This window comes from Nocardia sp. NPDC051463 (assembly GCF_040681975.1).
Lineage (GTDB): Bacteria > Actinomycetota > Actinomycetes > Mycobacteriales > Mycobacteriaceae > Nocardia.
This window is the reverse complement of the sequence record NZ_JBFBAB010000002.1, coordinates 186,575-204,900: the sequence shown is the minus strand read 5'-3', so window position 1 is coordinate 204,900 and position 18,326 is coordinate 186,575. Positions and strand designations below refer to the sequence as shown.

The following is an 18,326-nucleotide window of genomic DNA, read 5'->3' as shown; positions in this document are numbered from 1 at the left end:
GCACCCCGACGCGCGCCGGGGTGCCGAAAAGATACGTCTCCATGTCGCCTGGTGCCCTGCACCGGCGACGGTCACTGCGTCGTGCTCGCGCCGCTCACCGCATCGGACTCATCGGCCGCGTCGCGCACCGTGCCCGAAATAGTCCCGCTACCGATCACCTGATCGCCGCGGACATCCGGACGGTACAACACGACCGCCTGGCCGCGGGCCACGCCGGTCAACGGCTCGCGTAGGCGCACCGTCAGTCCGGTGCCGACCGCTTCGGCGATCGCCGGGGCCATGCCACCGTGGGCACGTACCTGCACGACGCACTCGATCGGCCCGTCCGGTGCGACGCCGGAGGTCCAGATCGCGCGCTCGGCCTGTACGCCCCACACCTCCAGGTCTTCGGCGGAACCGACCCTGACGGTGCCCGAGTCGGGATCAATGTCGGTGACATAGCGCGGCTTACCGTCGGCGGCGGGACCCGCCAGGCCGAGGCCCTTGCGCTGGCCGATCGTGAACCCGTGCACGCCTTCGTGATTCGCGAGCACCCGGCCGTCGTTGTCGACGACCGCACCCGGCCGGATGCCGATCTTGGCGCCGAGGAAGGCGCGGGTGTCACCGGAGGGGATGAAGCAGATGTCGTGGCTGTCGGGCTTGTCGGCCACCGCGAGACCGCGCTCGGCGGCTTCCTCGCGGATCTGTGGCTTCGGCGTGTCACCCACCGGGAACATGGCACGCGAAAGCTGTTGTGCCGTCAGCACGGCAAGCACGTAGGACTGATCCTTGTCGGCGTCGACCGCGCGCCGCAGCACCCCGTCCTCCAGCCGGGCGTAGTGCCCGGTGGCCACGGCATCGAAGCCGAGCGCGACCGCGCGGTCGGCGAGCGCGGAAAACTTGATCTTCTCGTTGCAGCGCAGGCACGGATTCGGGGTCTCGCCTGCCGCGTAGGCCGCGACGAAATCGTCGATCACGTCTTCTTTGAAGCGGTCGGCGAAATCCCACACGTAGAAAGGGATTCCGAGCACGTCGGCAGCGCGCCGTGCGTCACCGGCGTCCTCCTTCGAGCAGCAACCGCGCGAACCGGTGCGCAGCGTGCCGGGTGTCGCCGACAGCGCAAGATGCACGCCGACCACCTCGTGACCAGCGTCGACGGCACGTGCCGCCGCCACCGCCGAGTCCACACCACCACTCATCGCGGCGAGTACTCGCATATCAGACACCTCCCTTCGCACCGGCCAGACCCGCGGCCCTGGCCCGTTCAACCACCTGGGGCAACACCCTCGTCAACGCGTCCACATCGGCACGAGTCGAGGTGTGCCCCAACGAAAATCGCAGCGAACCACGGGCCTGCCACGGCTCGACGCCCATGGCGATCAGCACATGGCTCGGCGAGGCGACGCCCGCGTTGCAGGCCGACCCGGTCGAGCACTCGATGCCGGCCGCGTCCAGCAGCATCAGCAAGGAATCGCCTTCGCACCCGGGGAAGGTGAAGTGCACATTGCCCGGCAGTCGCTGGTCGCCTGCGGGACCGTTGAGTACCGCATCGGGCACGATGTCGCGGATCCGCTCGATCAGCTCGTCACGTAGTCCGGTCAACTCGATGGCGCGCGTCGACAGCTCTGCCGCCAGCTCACGCAGCGCGGTGGCCAACCCGACCGCCGCGGCGGTATCCGAGGTACCCGAACGGAGATCGCGTTCATGCCCGCCGCCGTGTAGCAGCGGCACACACGGCACCTTCCTCCCGAGCAACAACACCCCTACGCCGTGCGGACCGCCGACCTTGTGCCCGGCGAAACTCGCCGCCGAGAGGCCGCTCGCGCCGAAGTCGATCGGCAGCTGAGCCGCGGCCTGGATGGCATCGCTGTGCATCGGAACACCGAATTCCTGTGCGACAGCGGTCAATTCGCGGATCGGCTGAATTGTGCCGACCTCGTTGTTTGCCCACATGACGGTCACGAGCGCGACCTCGTCGACATGTTCGACCAGCGCGGCCCGCAGCACACGCGGCGAGACCACTCCGTCGCCGTCCACCGGCAGCCAGGTCACCTGTGCGCCCTCGTGCTGCTCCAGCCATTCGACGGTGTCGATCACCGCGTGATGCTCGGTCGAGCCCACGATGATCCGGGTTCGCCGCGGATCCGCAGCGCGCCGGGCCCAAAAGATGCCCTTGATCGCCAAATTGTCGCTCTCGGTGCCGCCCGAAGTGAAGATCACTTCAGAGGGCCTGGCGCCCAGATCCGCGGCAATGGACTCCCGCGCCTCCTCCAGCAGCCGCCGCGCCGCCCGTCCCGAGCTGTGCAACGACGACGCATTGCCCGTCAGCCCGAGAGCAGCCGTCATCGCCTCGATTGCGGCAGGCAGCATCGGTGTGGTCGCCGCATGATCGAGGTAGACCGTCTTGGGAGCACCGTTGAGCTGACCCGAAAAACCCGACTTCATGACCGATAAAGCCTATCCCAGCCTTGACCTGCACATCTTGGGGGTATCCCCCGCCGTCTCCGATTTACCTACGTTTCACCTACGATCGGCAACCCGCAGGCCGCCTTCCGGTATTCCCCGCGCCGCAGTACTTCGCCGTTCGCCGAGGGCCGCATCGCGCTGTCGGTCCACCCAGATGCGTGTCGGTGTCGAGGGCGGCGATGTGTTCTCCGGTTGCCGCTCGTCGCAATCAACGTGATGCCGGCGACGCGGTTGCAGTTCCACCCGAGGTCTGAGTGTTTCCAACCCGCGGGAGGATGATCGCCCGCGCACTCTACGAGGAGAGTTGGTGATGTTCACATGCGGGAAGCCTTCAACGGACGAGGGCGTCCCGGAAGCGCTCAGTCGAAGGAAGCATCATGAACACGACCAAAATTCGCGTAGCAGTGGCAGCGGTGGCGCTCGCACCGATGATCGCCATCGGCACCGGCGTTGCGACCGCAGCCCCAGCCGAATCCCCGCTACCTGTCCAGGTGGCCCCCTCCGCGCCAACCCCAGTACAGGTTGAGCCTGCCGTCTTGTGGTGGAACCCATTCCTGTGGTGGGTTTGCTTCGTCCCGCCGATCTTCCCGTTCGGTACAGGCATCTGCCTGGTCTGACCCGCTGGGCAGCACTACAACAATGCGGACAACACAGCGCGTCACACACCCGAGGGTGTGGTGACCGTCATAGCGTTGCCACCAGAACACACCTCCAACCAGATTCCACGCCAGAGAACGCCTGACGACGGGGCCTGAGGCCGCCGTGGCGATAGACCCCGTCCAGGAAATGTGCAGACGTTATTCGCGCCGCGCAGGATGGTTGCGGCCCGGACGATTGGATTGGACATGTTCAAGAAACTCGCGCGGGCTGCCGTGGCATTCTCAGCGGGCGCCATGCTGGTCGGAGCACAAATAGGTACCGCGCATGCGGCAGATCCGGCGGTGCTCGGCGGCGGCTCCGGCATGGTCATCGACGACCTCGGTATCTGCACCCTCACCACAATTGGGCACGATGCCGCAGGTCGGCTGGTCGGGCTCACCGCAGCTCACTGTGGTCAGGCGGGAACCCAGGTCACCGCAGAGGCCAACCGGGACGCCGGTGTAGTCGGCACCTTCGCCTTCACCTACACCGATATGGACTACGCCGTCATCGAGTTCGATCCCGGCAAGGTCGTACCCGTGAACCGCGTGGGAAACACGACGATTACCACGTTGGGCGGTCCAGCGCAGTTCCCGGACATCGCGTGCAAGCAGGGCTACACCACGGGCCAGACCTGCGGACTGACCTACGGAGATGTATTCCAGTCCCCCAACTGGACCTGGACGCAGATATGTGTCCTGCCCGGTGACTCCGGCGGTCCGGTCACGGTCGGAACAACGCTCGTCGGCATGGTCAACGGATACCTGACCGTGCCGTGCCTCGGACCGCAACTCGGTGGGAACATGGCCGCCATCATCGACGACATCAACGCGCGCGGTGGTGTCGGCGCTGGATTCCACCCGATCTAGCTGGACACGTATCGACCGAGAGGAGATGTTGCTCGGCGCCGCCGTGATGGGGCGCGAACCGACATCAATCACACTCCGGCCGGAGGTCTATCCCTCGTGATTGACGACCACGCCGCTCGCGAGGGCGCGCTCGACCACAAGCACGCGTTTCTGGTTCTGCGGCAGGTCTTCGACCTGGAATATCTTGAATATCGCCCGCAGGTGGGTCTTGACCGTGGCAACGCTCAGGCACAGATCGTGTGCAATCTGCCAGTTCGATGCGGGGTAGGTGTACGTCGTCCGAGCATCGTACGGGCGACACAGTGCCTCCAGAACCAGATACTGGGCGTCGGTCAGGTCGTTGCGGGTCGGCAGGTTGATCGGGACAATCGTTATTTCGTCTTCGGGCGGGCGGCCGTCGGTGAAGATGAACACCGATTCTCCGAGGCGGATCGTATCGCCGGAGTTGAGTTTTCGACGCCCGCCGACCCGCTCGCCGTTGACGAAGGTCCCGTTGGTCGACATACCGTTGTCGATGACGACCCAGCAGTCGGACACCCGCTCGATGATGGCGTGCAGTCGCGAAACGGTCCCGTCGGCGGCCACGGTGATATCCGCCGCGTTCGACCGCCCGATCGTCACACCCGGCTCGTCGGGATCGAGTGGAATCTCGCGCCAAATTCCATGCCCCACACGGTGGGACAGCATGGCGCCATCAACCGACTGTTGCTGCGCACGCTGGCCTGCCACCGAGTACGGTTCGTAACGCAGCGCCTGTTGTCCGTGCGACGTGGACATGATGGGTCGTCCCAATCCGAGGTACGTCATGAACTGTGGGCACCGTTCCGATTAACTCAGAATGCGCCATCCCGCCGCGAATTGCACGAGTATTCAACTACCTAGGTGCTCGGGCGGGGGTCCGCCCGTGCTCACGGTCTCGTTTCGATACTCCGTCCAGACCATGAATGCGGTAACTGGCTGTCATTTCAACCATTCGGTCGCAACTGTGATCCTGAGGAGCGCCGACCACAGCACTGGGAACTACCGAGACCCGATGCCGACTTCACCTCCAGTTACCAGCTGGTTGCCGCCCTTACCCCGACCGATCACCCGGAGATGCCTCTTGTTACGGCTGGCCCGGCACCAAGGCCGCGCTCTTCGAGGTGTTCGCACCGATGCCCCCTGTTTCCCCGGGAACCGACATCGTCCGAGGATCTACCGCGTCGACCCGGCGCGCGAGCTCCGACGGAATGGACGCAATCGTCGCGCCTGCCCGCGGACGACCGCGGGCGCGGCCACCGCGAGCTTCCGGATCCTGGACGCGGGTGGCGCCTGCCTCGATCCATTCCTGGGTGACGAGCACACCGTGGCGTGATCGCTCCGCACCGCGCACCGCGAGTTCGCAGCGGCGAGCCAGATCACGTCGGTCCAGGCCGGGGTGCTCGAGCGGCTCGAGCACCACCTCGGCCACCAGACCTGCGGACTTGAGGACTCGCTTCGCGGAGCTGCTGAAGGTGTCTTCTCCTACGAAGCCGGCGACCGTAGCCTGTGCGCCGTGCCGATCCACATAGCGCAGCCGGACAGGTTGGACCGAGGTGCCGGTGTCGATCGCGGCTTGGAACAGCGCGGGGCGCATGGTGCCGTAAGCGCGGCCGCACCAGGTGGTTCCCTCGGGGAAGACCGCGACTCGGTCACCGGCCGCGAGGCGCGCGCCGAGGCGGGCGATGACGGCGGGGAGTTCACGTAGCCGCTCGCGTTCGATCGGGATGACGCGCATCAGCTTCGCCAAACCGCCGAGTACCGGCCAATCGACCATGTCCGCGCGCGCCACGAATCCGAGTGGCTGCACCGCGGCCATCACGACCACATCGGTCCAGCCGATGTGACCGGCGACGATCAGCAAGCCCTCGCCACGATCGGCAAAACGTGCGTCGGATGACGCACCGCGGGCACCGGGGGTCCTCACCCGGTTGTCGACGACACGCAATCGCACGCCGAGACAGCCGAGCACCATGCGCGCGTAGCGCCGCTGAAGCTGCTCACGCCTGCCGTGCGGGGTGAGGATGTTCACCACCGGGAAGCTGACCAGCAACCCGGCCACGCCGAGCAACCGGACGACAACCCTGCCGGTCCCGACCTCATCGATCTGCTCGATGCAACCGGGCCCGCACGGGCTCGACGGCATCCACGCGTGTGCGGTGTGCTGTGCAGGCGGCGCGTCGAACACCATGGACCTCACCGTCCCCCGTCGAGTGCGTTCGCGGCATCCTGTAATCGATTCAGATAGCGGGTGTTGATCGTGTCGAGCCCGAGCAGCGCGACGAAGTCGGCGACCGCGAAATCGGGATCGTGGGCGGGCTCGCCGCAGATCTCCGCGCCGAGACGCAGGTAGCCGCGCAGCAGCGGGGGCAACTTGGGCCGTGACGGCGGCGCCATCTCGTCCAAGGTGAGTCCGTCGACGACCACCGGCCGGTGGGGATGCACCCGCCGTTCCGGATCGCAGCCGTGCCTGCCGAGCAGCATGTCCCTGACACCGCGCACGTTCACCCCGACCGGGTCGGCGGGGGTGTCCTGCATCGGCACCGACACGCAGCCCATCACCCATTCGTATCCGGTGAGCTGGATGTAGTGCAGGATGCCTGCCCACATAAGGGTGAGCACCGAGCCGTTGCGGTGATCGGGCACCACACAGGCGCGCCCCATCTCCACGATCCGGTTGCCCTCCGGATCGAGCCGGCTCAGATCGAACTCGGTGGCCGTGTAGTACCCGCCCGCCGCAATCACCTTGTCCGGTGGCAGCATTCGGTAGCACCCGACGAACTGCTCGGTGACATCGTCGCGGACGAGCAGGTGATCGCAGTACTCATCGAACCGGTCGGCGTCGAGGCCGGTGCCGTTGTCGGGAATCCGGAAGCCCGGCTCGCCGGCGAACACGCCGTAGCGCAGCCGCTGGGCCGCCGTGCGGTGCTCGACGTCGGAGGAAACGACCAATGAATACCGGGATCGCTCCACCCCGGATTCCGTCTGTCGAGCCGGGGCTGTCAACACGGACGAAATAGTCATATCCGTGATGAAGCCAGTCAGAAGCTGCGGCGGAGCAACCTCGAAGTGTCGCGTCGATGCCGGTTCGGTGAACGCGATGACGGTCACACCGCCCGTTCACCAGACGGTCGTATTTCGTTCCCGCCCTCGCATCCGAACCGCGCCTTGTGGCTGCTCGACGACCTATCGAGCAAAGAATCGCGCTGCCCCCTGAGTGGGGACAGCGCGATTGTCATGGCCTGCGATCAGGCGGCGGTGCGTTCCAGAGTCCGCACCGGAGTCCGCTCCACTTCATCGAAGCCGGGGCGACCCGTCCCGATGAACGCGACGAGCCACGAGGCCACCGCCGCGAAGCGGTTGCGGAAGCCGACCAGATACAGCAGGTGTACGGCAAGCCACATGAACCAGGCGATCACACCCCGGAAGGTGATGCGGTCGTTGAGCTTCACCACCGCGCTGAACCTGCTGATCACCGCCATGCTGCCCTTGTCCCAGTACTTGAACGGGGTGCCCGGCCGCTTCTTCCTGCGGATGATGTCGGCGGCGTGCCTACCCTCCTGCATGGCGACCGGCGACTGCCCCGGGTACCCGTTGAGCGAGGTCATGTCGCCGATGGCGAAGATGTCGGCATGGCCGCCGACGGTGAGGTCGGGGTTGATCAAAAGCCTTCCGGCCCGGTCGGTCTCGACACCGGTGGCCTCGGCGAGGAGGGTCGCGAAGCCGCCCGCCTGCACGCCCGCCGACCAGACCACGGTCTCCGCCGCGATCCTGCGCTCGACGCCGTCGGTGTCCTTGACCGTCACCTTGCCGAGCTCGATATCGGTCACGAAGGTGCTGAGCAACACCTCCACGCCACTCTTGGTGAGCGACTTCTTCGCGTATTCCGAGAGCCCGCCACCGAAGGGCGGAAGCACCTCACCGGCGCCCTCCACCAGGGTTACCGAAACTTCCTGGTGGTAATGCCTTTTCGCGAGTTCCTTCAGCTGGCCGGCGACCTCGACGCCGGTCGCGCCCGCGCCGACCACCACGAAGCTGAGCAGCCTGCCTCGCGTCTCCTCGTCCGCGCCCGCGGCCTCGGCGAAGACCCGTTCGATCTGGGCGCGCAGCAGTCTCGCGTCGTCGATGGTCTTGAGCGAGAAAGTCTTGTCGGCGAAGTCGTCGCGCCCGAAGTAGGACTGCGAGGCGCCGGTGGCGGCGATCAGCGAGCCGTATCGGATCTGCCGACGCGTCCCCTCGTGCTCGTAGGTGAGGATCGCAGTGGCCGGCTCGATGCCTACCACTTTGCCGAGCCGGACGTCGGCCCCCCGGTGTCGTCGCAGCACCGAGGCGATCGGCGGCGCGATCTCATCGGAAGCCAGCACACCTGTCGCGACCTGGTAGAGCAGTGGCTGGAAGAGATGTTCCGGCGTGCTCGAGATGAGTACGTAGTTGATACCCGATTTGGCCAATTGCTTAGCGGCGGCAAGCCCCCCGAATCCCGATCCAACGATGACAACATCTGCGTGTTCCATGACAGCCTCCTTCTCTCATTACCAACCGTCATTCGAAGCGCAGATATTTCAGGTGTTCAGGCGCATAATGTAGATGACTCTTATCTTGATCGCTCATGAATTGGAGATGACGTGGAGCTTCGCCAGCTCACCTACTTCGTCGCAGTCTGCGAAGAGCTCAGTTTCAGCAGAGCGGCCATTCGCTGTTACATCTCCCAATCGGCGATCAGTCATCAGATCGCCCGGCTGGAGCGCGACCTCGGTGTGCCGCTGTTCGAGCGCTCGACCAGGGCTGTCGTACCGACCGACGCGACCACACGGCTACTTCCCCTGGCTAAGCAGATGCTCAGCCTGGAGTCCGCCATCCGTGCCACGGTGCGCACTTCCGGGCACCGCATCCGGCTGGCCGCCAACATGTCCTTCGCGACTCGATCCCTCTCTGCGATTGCGGGCGCCCGCGCCGCCCACCCCGACGCCGAGATCGAGTTCGTCATCAAACCGTTCCGGCAACGGATCACCGCGGTGGCCGACGGCGACTGCGATCTGGCGCTCATCCGAGGCCGCGTCGATCAGCCCGGCCTGGCCGTCGAACAACTCTGGGTCGAGGATCTGGTGATCGCCACGTCGAGTGGGCACCCGCTGGCCACGCGCGAGGAAGTGACACTGGCGGAACTGAGTCCATATCCGCTGCTGCTGCCCCCCGAGCAGGAACAGGTCTTGCTGCACACCATCATTCGAACGGCATTCGCCGACCTGCCGACCGGACCGACCTTCGGGCCACCGATCCCACCCGACCACACTGCCACGATGGAACTGATCAACCGCCCCGACGCCTGGACCGTGCTCTACGCCGACAGCCCGACCGAAGGGTTGGTGGTGCTGAGGCTGACCGAACACCGCCTCCGCATCCCGGTGTCCGCGGTCCTACGCACCGACGCCCGCCGCTCCCCCACCCTGACCACCCTCCTCACCGCCCTGCACCGCTGCTGACCCGTCTGCCGCCCACCACGTAAATACAGGCGACAGTCTGGCAGTCTCCCTTGGTCAACAGGTGAGATGGTCGGCGAGGGTGGCCGCTTCGGCGGCGAGGCCGGGTGGGTTGGTGGCGATGAACAGGGAGTCGGCAGCCAGATTGCCCAGGACGTGCCAGGTAGGGCTCGGGGCGCCCGCGGTGAGAAGCCGTCGGGTCCCGGATTCGGCGCGGAGGCCGCCGGTGGGGGCGAGTTCCGCTACGCCGGCGGCGAGGAGCGCGCTGACCAAGGGTTCGCTTTCCTGGGGCGTGGTGTAGGCAGGCGGGTTCACGGCGTTGAACACGGCGTCAGCGGTCCATTCGGCGTCGTCGAACACGGTGAATCCACCGCCTGGGCGAGCTTCGATCTTGGTAAGTCCGGAGCGAAGTCGGAGTTGACCCGAATCCAGGAGGCGCAGCATGATTCTCGCGTTGTACGGAACCATCGGAGAGCTCAGGCTGCCGACCGTGCGGAAGTGTTCGGTGCGCAGCATTGTTCGGTCGTTCTCCGCGAGCACGGGCCACAGGATCGGGCCGATGGTGCGGATCGCCATCGTCAGCAGGCGGCGGCCCTGGTGCGGGGAGTCGACCTCGGCCAGTTGGCGGTGCAGGCGAGCGACGGGTTCCTCGGTGCCGGTCTCCCGGATTTCGGAAGCGAAGGAGTCGAAATCCTGTCCGAGACCGGCTAGTTCAGCCCGCATGAGCTCGACCAACTCGGCAAAGGTGACAGTGCCCTGTTCAGCTGCTCGCAGTGCGTTGGCGGGGGTGAGGTGCCGTGGGGCGAGGGGGAGCGGGCGTTGTTGGACGTAGGGCAGAACGCCGCTGCGGGAGAGCAGGCTGATCGGCCCGGTATGGCCGTTCGCAGTCAGCGCGGCGGCGATGTCGACCGCGGTCAGGCCGCTGCCGATGACCGCGGCGTGCGCGTCGGCTCGGACGGCGGCGAGTGTGTGCTCGAGTGGGTACGGCTCGTTGACGTACCCCGGGGCGTTGGTGAGGCCGTAATGGTCACGGGGACGGCCACTCCCGACGCACAGCACGACGCGATCGAGCGGATGGGCGCTCCCGTCTTCGGTGTGCAGGACGGTACCGCCGCCATCGGCGAACCCGGTGACGCGCGCATTGACCACGCTCACCTGCCACCCTGCGCGCCGTAACCACCTGATGGCGGCCAGCGCGGTCTGCTCGAGATATTCGCCGTATACGCCGCGCGGCACAAGTGGCTGCCCGAGCCCCTCGTCGAAGTAGCTCGCCGCATCGTTTCGGGCTTGCAGCCAGCGCACATAGTGCGCCGGGTCGCCCACGCGTACCGACATCAAGGCAGGCGGGGCGTTCACCCGCACCGCCTTCAGGTCCGACTGGTACGGGCGACCGCGCCATACCGCGGACGAACCGTCGAACACCGTGATGCGGCCGCGGGCCGAGTCGGTTCCGGCGAGTGTGTCCAGCAGGCCGACCGCTGCAGCGCCCCCGCCGACGATTCCAATCCGCATCATGATCTCCCTCGATTCGTGTCTTGCCGTGTCGAGCCTCATCCGGCCGCGGCCAGGGCGATATCCCGCGATTGCGGGAATTTCGATGGCGGCGGGTCAATTTCCCCCCTTATGGGGGATAGCGGGCACCCGCGGGCGGTAGCAGGATGGCGACATGGCCACCCCGACTCCGCACGCGGTCGGCGCCCTGCTGACCGGCATCGCGGACGCTCCCGACGCGCACGCGCTGTTCGCGGAAACTTCTGCCCGGCTGCGCCGGCTCGCGCCCTTCGACGCCGCCGTCTGGGTGGCCACCGATCCGATCAACGGGCTGACCGCCGCACCGGTACGGGTGGAGAACCTGCACGAGAGTGGTTGCGGAACCTATTGGGAATCAGAACTTTTCGCCGAGCACGTGAATCTCTTCCGCGACCTTGCACGAGCCACGATTCCGGTCGCCGGGCTACGCGAGGTAACCGGTGATCGCCCGACGTTGAGCCGGCTGTACCGGAATTTCATGTGCCCGCGTGGTTTCGAGGACGAACTGCGCGCCGTGCTGCGTATCGACGGGCAACCGTGGGGCCAGCTCAGCCTGTTCCGTGAGCGCGGGCGAAAGCCGTTCTCGGCCAGAGATATCGCGCTGGTCCACACTCTGTCCGCCCCGATGGCGCGGCGATTGCGCACCTACGCCCAACCGGCGCCACACTCGTCGCCGAACCTGGCCATTGCTCCCGGCATGCTCCTCTTCGACGCGGCCGGCGGCCTGATTTCGGTCAACGATGAGGCTCGTGACCTGCTCGCGCAGATGCCCCCGGGCCCGTCCACACCGACCTCGTTGGGCATCGAATTGCCGCTGCCGGTCTGGATTCTCAGTACCGCGGGCCGAGCGCGGCTGACCGGCGAGAGCACGCGGATCCGCATCCGGACCACGACAGGTCGCTGGCTGCTCTGCCACGCCTCGTGCCTGCGTGACGCCGACGGGAACGCCGGAATGACAGCGCTGGTCATCGAACCGGCCAAGCCGTCGGATGTCGCGTCCCTGGTGGTCGCCGCCTACGAACTGACCCGCCGCGAGCTGGAAGTCACCGAACTCATCGCCCGCGGGCTTTCCACGGGCGAAATCGCTGCTCGGCTCTTCCTTTCCGCGCACACTGTCCGTGACCACGTGAAGTCCGTCTTCGACAAGGTCGGTGTCACCAGCCGCGGCGAACTCGTCGCGAAGCTGTTCACCGACCACTTCGAACCCCTCATCGCCCGCGCGACCTTGCGGGTGCTGGACATCGAGGCGAGCTAGCCGAATGCTCGATCGAGCACTCGAACCGGCACTGGAGCTGTTCCTGGCGTCACCCCCTCCACCCCCGCTGCCGGAAAGATCATCGTGCGAGGCACAGCATCTCGCGAGAAGAGCGGAAGCAGGCCTGATTTACTGAAGCGCGTGAGGGTTACAGACACAGGTAAGCGTGCCTGGTACCTGCGACGTAGGTTCTTGCCGTGGCGACGGCTGGTCCAACCGTTCAATATCGGCATGGAGGGCACATACTTCCGGTACAAGGTTCCTGTCGGAGCCGCGCCGCCCTCAGGTCCGCGAGCGGTTCAGCGGCCCACCCCGCGCGCTGCTCGCCGCCAACAACGGCGGGACGATCGGGAGCACAAGCTGGACCGGGTCGAAGGCTGGCAATGGCTGTACTGGTTTCCGCTGCTGCTCATCGTCCTCGCGCTCGTTGCGCTCGTCGGACAGGTGCTAGAGCTGCTGATGTTCTTGCTCTTTCTCGTGCTGTGCGTATGCGCGTCGATCGAATTGGCGGTGCAGCTGATCGTGGGGACGATCCTGGTCGTGCCGAGGATGCTCGGCGCGGTTCGCTCCCGCGTCGATGTGTATACCGAACACGGCAACCGACTGGCCTCGCTCACCGTGCTGTCCGTGCCCGGCCACTGGCAAGCCAGGCAACTCGTGGTCGCCTCGGCCGAGCTACGCCGCAGCGCGAATTGGCCGTTCGACCCGGTCCATGACCCCCACGTTGTCATGCTGCTCCAGCAATACCGGGCGGAGATCATCCACCACGAAAGCCTATGGAGCTCCCCGATTCCCGCGCGCTGAACCCCTACCGGTGCCCTCGTCGAGCAACGTAGGGCAGGAAATCGGGTAGCCGGATTCCGCCTCGACCGCGAAGTCGCGTTCGAGGCATCGCAGAGGTACACCATTCAAAGCGTTCGCGTTCTGCGTATGGGCGATGGCGTCATTCCTGTCCACCAGACATGTTGAATGTTTGTACTGCCGTGACATTCTCTTCCGTGCGCCCGTCGAAGGCGAAGGCGCGCAAGGACTTCACGATCGTGGGTATAGGTCGCTTATGAATTTACTGCTGCCTTGCGCGCCTATTTGCCAGTACTTAGCGCGTGGATCCAACGAAGCGCTCCGGCGTGGTTTCCCACCGGCGTGGACGACGCAGACCGCAGTGGTCAGTGCTAACCACCGGCCCCGGCAGATGGTGGGCATCATGACGATCCGTGGCAGCTACCACCGCGCAGATCTAAATAGACGCCCAGTACAAACCGCCTTCCTTGCCTCGAACCGAGTGGCGACTCCGACGGGGTGCACGCAGTGCAATCGCGCAATGTGAAATCTGCATAATGCAACTCGCGTCGAGTTGCGCTATGGTCGCAGTCGATTTGCTGGCAAGAAGCCGGTTAGTGGCCACGGAGCGGATGCGTGCTGGAACTCGATCACTTCAGTAACGGGTGGGTGACCCCCGTTCTGGCTTACACCATGTCCGTCGCCGGATCGATGCTCGGCCTTCGATGCGCGGTGCACGCCCGATCGTCGTACTGGCCGGCAGGGTGGCTCATCGCCGCAGCGGTTGCCCTGGGTGGCGCCGGTATCTGGGTCATGCATTTCACCGCGATGCTCGGCTTCTCCATCCGCGGTGGAACCATTCGTTACAACGTGCCGATGACGCTACTCAGCGCGGCCGTGGCGATCGTGGTGGTGTGGATCGGGCTGTCGGTCGTCGTGCGCTGGCAACGAGAAGCCCTTGCGCTGCCGATCGGCGGTGCGATTACCGGGCTCGGCGTGGCCGCCATGCACTACCTGGGCATGTATGCGATGAACACGGACGCGACCGTGGGATACGACCTCGGAACTGTTGCGCTGTCGCTGGTGATCGCCGTGGTCGCTGCGACCGCGGCGCTATGGTTCATGCTGCACGTCAGCGGCTTCGGCGCAACGATCGGCGCGGCGCTGATCATGGGCCTCGCGGTGTGCGGCATGCATTACACCGGAATGGCGTCGATGCACGCCCAGCACGTCGGTCAGCATGCTGTTCTCCCCGACGGTGCCGACCCCATGCAGCTGATCACACCGCTGATCCTGACCGTTACCGTGATCACCATCATGTTGGTCGCCGTGGTTGGGCTGGCCGAACTCGACGAACTCAGCAAGCCCGATCCACTCCCCGTACCTGCCCGGCCCGCTGCTGCCCAGCCCCGATCCACCCAGTCCGGAGCCACCCGGCGCAAATCCACCACACTGGCAACCGCTCCCGCCGATCTGCCTCGAAGCGGCCGCGAGTGGCCGCGGCGAGAAATGCAGGATTAAGCGCTGCCTGCTCGTGGCCGCAGCCGATCCGGCGGCCCCGGCAACCATGCGGACGGCGGCAGGACCGAAGTGTCCCGACGATGCCGTAGTCCGCGATCTCGAAGATCGACGCCGCGGGGAAACCGGCGGCCATCACCGCGATCAGCAGTATCGAGCCACCGATCTCAGTGTGTCCGGACGCAGTCCGAACACCGGCATCGCCACCAGCGCCGGCCTCTGGGCTTGTTGTCGGCAGCGGCCGCGCCCGCGCTGACCTACCAGGGCCCCATGAGTCCAGCTGGCCAGGCAGCAGCAACTACGCGCGAATACGACCCGCTGGAGGACTGCGACTCGGATGACCCGTTCGTCTGCGCTCAGCGCGTGATCGCATGGCCAGCCGAGGCACGTTCGGCCACAACGGAAATCGACCGCCTACTCTTCTCGACTGGGCGATGCGCATTCACATGGCGACCCACAACCATGCGGCCGCCGTGTTCTCACGGGGCGATCGGGTGCAGGCAGTAGCTCTTGTCGGAGTGCTTCAACGCGTTCGTGCCGGGATGCTGTTTCCTGATGGCCGTGGTGCAGACATCGTCATCACGGGCGTCGAGCTTGGCGTTCACCTGGAACGCACCGGGTTGGGTGCAGGGAATCTTCCGCAGCTTGGTAATTCGCATCGGGACTTGGACTTCGGTGAAGCAGTCGCCGAGCGCGGCATTGAGCTGCAGGCATATGTAGCTGGTTCGGCCGCGCCGTGGGGAGTCGTACTCTTCGAACTCGCCCCCGGGGCAGTGCTGCACATTCCAGCCGCGCACCACCCGTATCGCCGCCTCAGGGTTGTCACAACACGTTTTCGGAAGTCGAACCGATCCTTTCCCGGGGGATCGACCAAAAAGCCGCAGGTGCCGGCCTCCATCGGCGACGAGCTCTCCGAGCCACAGCCGGCGACCACCAGCGACACGAACACAAGGGCGGCGAAAATCGACAGCGCACCCCGGTGAAGTGACCTGCGAGCCAGTGCATTTCGGGATAGGCATGGTCGTACACCAGCGCTGCTCCGTCGCGGTGGCCGACCGCCGGAGTAGCAAGGTGCGCCAGACATCGGCTGGGACATGTCGATAACGATGCCATAGCCGCGAATTCGGGCAACAAGGCCGCGCGCGTTGCCACAGCGCGCGTGAAAATGTCAGTGGCCCCTGCTGTTCCAGTCGAAGAAGTTCGAGCATGCCCAGCACGAGACTGACGGCACCGGTGGGCGTGACCACTTCGGTCAGCTGAGAAGCGAGGACGAACAGGTCACCGGCGATGCGCTGGTCCGCGATTTCGAAGATGCGATCCGCATCTGATCCCGCAGCGCAGCATCGACGATGATGAAGACACCTCCGACCCCACGCGAGGAGAGTGCCGATTTTGTGTTGCGCCGAAATCCCTGGAACAGGGCGGCGGCGCGCCTAGCATCGGAGAATGAGCAACGCTGCGAAAGCTGTCTTGGAAGGCGGACCGGCGGATCTACCGGACCGCGTTGTTCCCATCACCCCGCCGGGGACCGAAATCAAGGTGCCCTTCAGAGGCGGCTACGAACACTTCGAGGTGACTCCTCGACTGCAGGACACCACCGACGGGCCGTTACGCGTCTACACCTGGGCCTACCGCACCTCGATCGCGGAATGAGATCCACCTAGCCGACGCCGAACGAGGCATCACGGCGATACCCGCTGCGCCGCGGCAATGCCGGGTGCGCCGACGGCTGGTTCTGCCCGTCGAATGCGCGGTACGAAAATGCAAGCGACCCCGGCTGTTTCCAGCCGGGGCCACTCGAGAAACGCTCAGCGCGGAGCTATCAGCCCTTGTGCGCTTTGACCGCTTCGGTCAGCTGCGGGGCGACGTTGAACAGGTCGCCGACGATGCCGTAGTCCGCGATCTCGAAGATCGGGGCCTCTTCGTCCTTGTTGACCGCGACGATGGTCTTCGAGGTCTGCATTCCCGCGCGGTGCTGGATCGCGCCGGAAATGCCGAGGGCGATGTACAGCTGCGGGGAGACCGTCTTACCGGTCTGGCCGACCTGGAACTGACCCGGGTAGTAGCCCGAGTCGACCGCGGCACGCGAGGCGCCCACAGCGGCGCCCAGCGAGTCGGCGAGCGCCTCGACGACCGCGAAGTTGTCGGCGGAACCGACACCACGGCCACCGGAGACGACGATGCTCGCCTCGGTGAGCTCCGGACGGTCGCCACCGACGATCGGCTCGCGGGAGATGACGCGCACGACGCCTTCTTCCTGAGCCGGGACCTCGACGGTCACCTTTTCGCCCGCACCGGCCTGCGCCGCGGCCTCGATGGCGCCGGGGCGCACCGAGATCACCGGCACGTCGCCGGTGGCCTTGGCGTCCACGGTGAACGCGCCACCGAAGATGGAGTGCACGGCCGAGCCGTCGGCCTTGACATCGATGACGTCCACCAGCAGGCCGGAGCCGATGCGGGCGGCGAGGCGACCCGACACCTCCTTGCCTTCGGCAGTGGCGGCGACGATGACGGCGGCCGGGGAGGCCGACTCCGACAGCGCGGCGAGCACGTCGACCTTCGGGGTCACCAGGAAGTTCTCGACATCGTCGGATTCGGCGATATAGATCTTCTCGGCGCCGGCCGCGGCCAGCGCGTCGGCCAGCTTCTCGCCGGTCCCGGCCGCGCCGAGCACGACGGCAGCCGGTTCGCCGAGGGTGCGGGCGGCGGTGAGCAGTTCGGTGGTGACCTTCTTGATCGCACCGTCGGCGTGCTCGACGAGCACAAGTACTTCTGCCATTTTGTGTTCTCTCCTAAGCAGTCTCGGGCCTGGAAGGCGGGACGAGCGACAATCGCGCAGCGGCTCGTTCCGCCCGACCGGGTGCGGGCGTCCCGCACAGGCTCAGCCGGATCAGATGATCTTCTGACCGACGAGGTACTGGGCGATCTTGGTGCCGCCGTCGCCCTCGTCCGCGATCTTCTCGCCCGCCGTACGCGGCGGCTTCGGGGTGGCCGCGGTGACGGTGGTGCCCGCGTTCGCGACGCCGACGGTCGCCGGATCGACACCGAGGTCGGCCAGCGTGAGGGTCTGCACTTCCTTCTTCTTCGCGGCCATGATGCCCTTGAAGGAGGGGAAGCGCGGCTCGTTGATCTTCTCGGTGACGCTGACGATGGCCGGGAGGGTGGCCTCCAGCTTGAAGACACCTTCGTCGGTCTCGCGCTCGCCGGTGATCTTGTCGCCGTCGACGACCAGCTTGCGCAGGTGCGTCAGCTGCGGGATGCCGATGTACTCCGCGATGATCGCGGGCACGGCGCCGGCGCGACCGTCGGTGGCCTCGTTGCCCGCGATGACCAACTCGACACCCTCGACCTGGCCGAGTGCGGCGGCGAGCACATACGCGGTCTGCACGGCGTCGGAGCCGTGGATCGCCGGGTCGTTCACGTGGATGGCCTTGTCGGCGCCCATGGACAGCGCCTTGCGGATGGCCTCGGTGGCACGGTCCGGACCGGCGGCCAGCACGGTGACCTCGCCGCCCTGGGCCTCCTTGATCAGCAGCGCTTCTTCGACGGCGCGCTCGTTGATCTCGTCGAGGACGGCGTCGGCAGCCTCGCGGTCGAGCGTGAAGTCACCATCGGTCAGCTTGCGCTCGGACCAAGTGTCGGGAACCTGCTTGATGAGTACGACGATGTTCGGCATTGGTCTTCGTCGACCTCCTGTTCTGGGGGCACGTTGTGGTGGTCGCACGAGCGGGCCGTACGTCCATTGAGTAGCTCAGGGCGTGACACTACCCTACGTTAAGTTACCCATGGGTA

The 18,326-nt window shown here is 66.0% G+C and carries 17 protein-coding genes; 8 read left to right on the top strand and 9 right to left on the bottom strand.

Translation table 11 applies throughout. The features are described 5' to 3' along the window. Nucleotides 1–71: 71 nt before the first annotated feature. Both mnmA and AB0M74_RS06600 read right to left on the bottom strand, forming a co-directional pair. On the bottom strand, nt 72–1,196 hold the full coding sequence (gene mnmA / locus AB0M74_RS06605) for a tRNA 2-thiouridine(34) synthase MnmA (protein WP_364902370.1): 1,125 nt from the start codon (nt 1,194–1,196) through the stop codon (nt 72–74). Between the two features lies 1 nt (nt 1,197). After that, nucleotides 1,198–2,424: a cysteine desulfurase family protein gene (locus AB0M74_RS06600; protein WP_364902368.1), complete on the bottom strand. Its 1,227-nt coding sequence runs from the start codon at nt 2,422–2,424 to the stop codon at nt 1,198–1,200. A gap of 398 nt (nt 2,425–2,822) precedes the next feature. On the opposite strand from AB0M74_RS06600, the gene AB0M74_RS06595 reads away from it, so the two are divergent. Continuing rightward, nucleotides 2,823–3,062 carry a hypothetical protein gene (locus tag AB0M74_RS06595; RefSeq protein WP_364902366.1) on the top strand — a complete coding sequence of 80 codons (240 nt, stop codon included), beginning with the start codon at nt 2,823–2,825 and terminating at the stop codon, nt 3,060–3,062. 228 nt (nt 3,063–3,290) lie between these two features. Beyond that, nucleotides 3,291–3,953: a serine protease gene (locus tag AB0M74_RS06590; protein ID WP_364902364.1), complete on the top strand. Its 663-nt coding sequence runs from the start codon at nt 3,291–3,293 to the stop codon at nt 3,951–3,953. Nucleotides 3,954–4,040: 87 nt separating this feature from the next. Here AB0M74_RS06590 and AB0M74_RS06585 read toward each other — a convergent pair whose 3' ends face one another. From AB0M74_RS06585 to AB0M74_RS06570, 4 genes are all read right to left on the bottom strand, one after another. Further along, a complete protein-coding gene (locus tag AB0M74_RS06585; RefSeq protein ID WP_364902362.1) occupies nt 4,041–4,730 on the bottom strand; it encodes an FHA domain-containing protein in 690 nt (229 codons plus the stop codon). A gap of 328 nt (nt 4,731–5,058) precedes the next feature. Further along, complete coding sequence (locus tag AB0M74_RS06580; protein WP_364902360.1) at nt 5,059–6,162, bottom strand: lysophospholipid acyltransferase family protein; 1,104 nt, start codon at nt 6,160–6,162, stop codon at nt 5,059–5,061. Nucleotides 6,163–6,167: 5 nt separating this feature from the next. Continuing rightward, the gene (locus tag AB0M74_RS06575; RefSeq protein WP_364902358.1) at nt 6,168–6,995 is read right to left on the bottom strand and encodes a GNAT family N-acyltransferase; all 828 of its coding nucleotides are present in this window, start codon (nt 6,993–6,995) and stop codon (nt 6,168–6,170) included. A 224-nt stretch (nt 6,996–7,219) separates the two neighbouring features. Further along, complete coding sequence (locus AB0M74_RS06570; protein WP_364902356.1) at nt 7,220–8,485, bottom strand: NAD(P)/FAD-dependent oxidoreductase; 1,266 nt, start codon at nt 8,483–8,485, stop codon at nt 7,220–7,222. A 111-nt stretch (nt 8,486–8,596) separates the two neighbouring features. Between AB0M74_RS06570 and AB0M74_RS06565 the strand changes: the two genes are divergently transcribed. Continuing rightward, entirely contained in the window at nt 8,597–9,454 is an 858-nt protein-coding gene (locus AB0M74_RS06565; protein ID WP_364902354.1) for a LysR family transcriptional regulator, read from the top strand. 54 nt (nt 9,455–9,508) lie between these two features. Here AB0M74_RS06565 and AB0M74_RS06560 read toward each other — a convergent pair whose 3' ends face one another. Further along, nucleotides 9,509–10,966 (bottom strand): FAD/NAD(P)-binding protein, encoded by a 1,458-nt coding sequence (locus AB0M74_RS06560; RefSeq protein WP_364902352.1) that lies wholly within the window; start codon nt 10,964–10,966, stop codon nt 9,509–9,511. A gap of 151 nt (nt 10,967–11,117) precedes the next feature. On the opposite strand from AB0M74_RS06560, the gene AB0M74_RS06555 reads away from it, so the two are divergent. The 5 genes from AB0M74_RS06555 (at nt 11,118) to AB0M74_RS06535 (ending at nt 16,187) form a co-directional block, all read left to right on the top strand. Continuing rightward, nucleotides 11,118–12,236, top strand: coding sequence for a helix-turn-helix transcriptional regulator (locus AB0M74_RS06555; RefSeq protein ID WP_364902350.1), 1,119 nt, complete (start codon nt 11,118–11,120; stop codon nt 12,234–12,236). 141 nt (nt 12,237–12,377) lie between these two features. Continuing rightward, nucleotides 12,378–13,040 carry a hypothetical protein gene (locus AB0M74_RS06550; protein WP_364902348.1) on the top strand — a complete coding sequence of 221 codons (663 nt, stop codon included), beginning with the start codon at nt 12,378–12,380 and terminating at the stop codon, nt 13,038–13,040. Nucleotides 13,041–13,652: 612 nt separating this feature from the next. After that, the gene (locus AB0M74_RS06545; protein WP_364902347.1) at nt 13,653–14,537 is read left to right on the top strand and encodes an MHYT domain-containing protein; all 885 of its coding nucleotides are present in this window, start codon (nt 13,653–13,655) and stop codon (nt 14,535–14,537) included. 368 nt (nt 14,538–14,905) lie between these two features. Further along, complete coding sequence (locus AB0M74_RS06540) at nt 14,906–15,517, top strand: hypothetical protein (RefSeq protein WP_364902345.1); 612 nt, start codon at nt 14,906–14,908, stop codon at nt 15,515–15,517. A gap of 463 nt (nt 15,518–15,980) precedes the next feature. Further along, nucleotides 15,981–16,187, top strand: coding sequence for a DUF5988 family protein (locus tag AB0M74_RS06535; RefSeq protein ID WP_364902344.1), 207 nt, complete (start codon nt 15,981–15,983; stop codon nt 16,185–16,187). A 169-nt stretch (nt 16,188–16,356) separates the two neighbouring features. Here the strand turns inward: AB0M74_RS06535 and AB0M74_RS06530 are convergent, their stop codons facing one another. After that, the gene (locus AB0M74_RS06530; protein ID WP_364902342.1) at nt 16,357–17,313 is read right to left on the bottom strand and encodes an electron transfer flavoprotein subunit alpha/FixB family protein; all 957 of its coding nucleotides are present in this window, start codon (nt 17,311–17,313) and stop codon (nt 16,357–16,359) included. A 111-nt stretch (nt 17,314–17,424) separates the two neighbouring features. Then, entirely contained in the window at nt 17,425–18,210 is a 786-nt protein-coding gene (locus AB0M74_RS06525; RefSeq protein WP_364902340.1) for an electron transfer flavoprotein subunit beta/FixA family protein, read from the bottom strand. Nucleotides 18,211–18,326 lie beyond the last annotated feature (116 nt).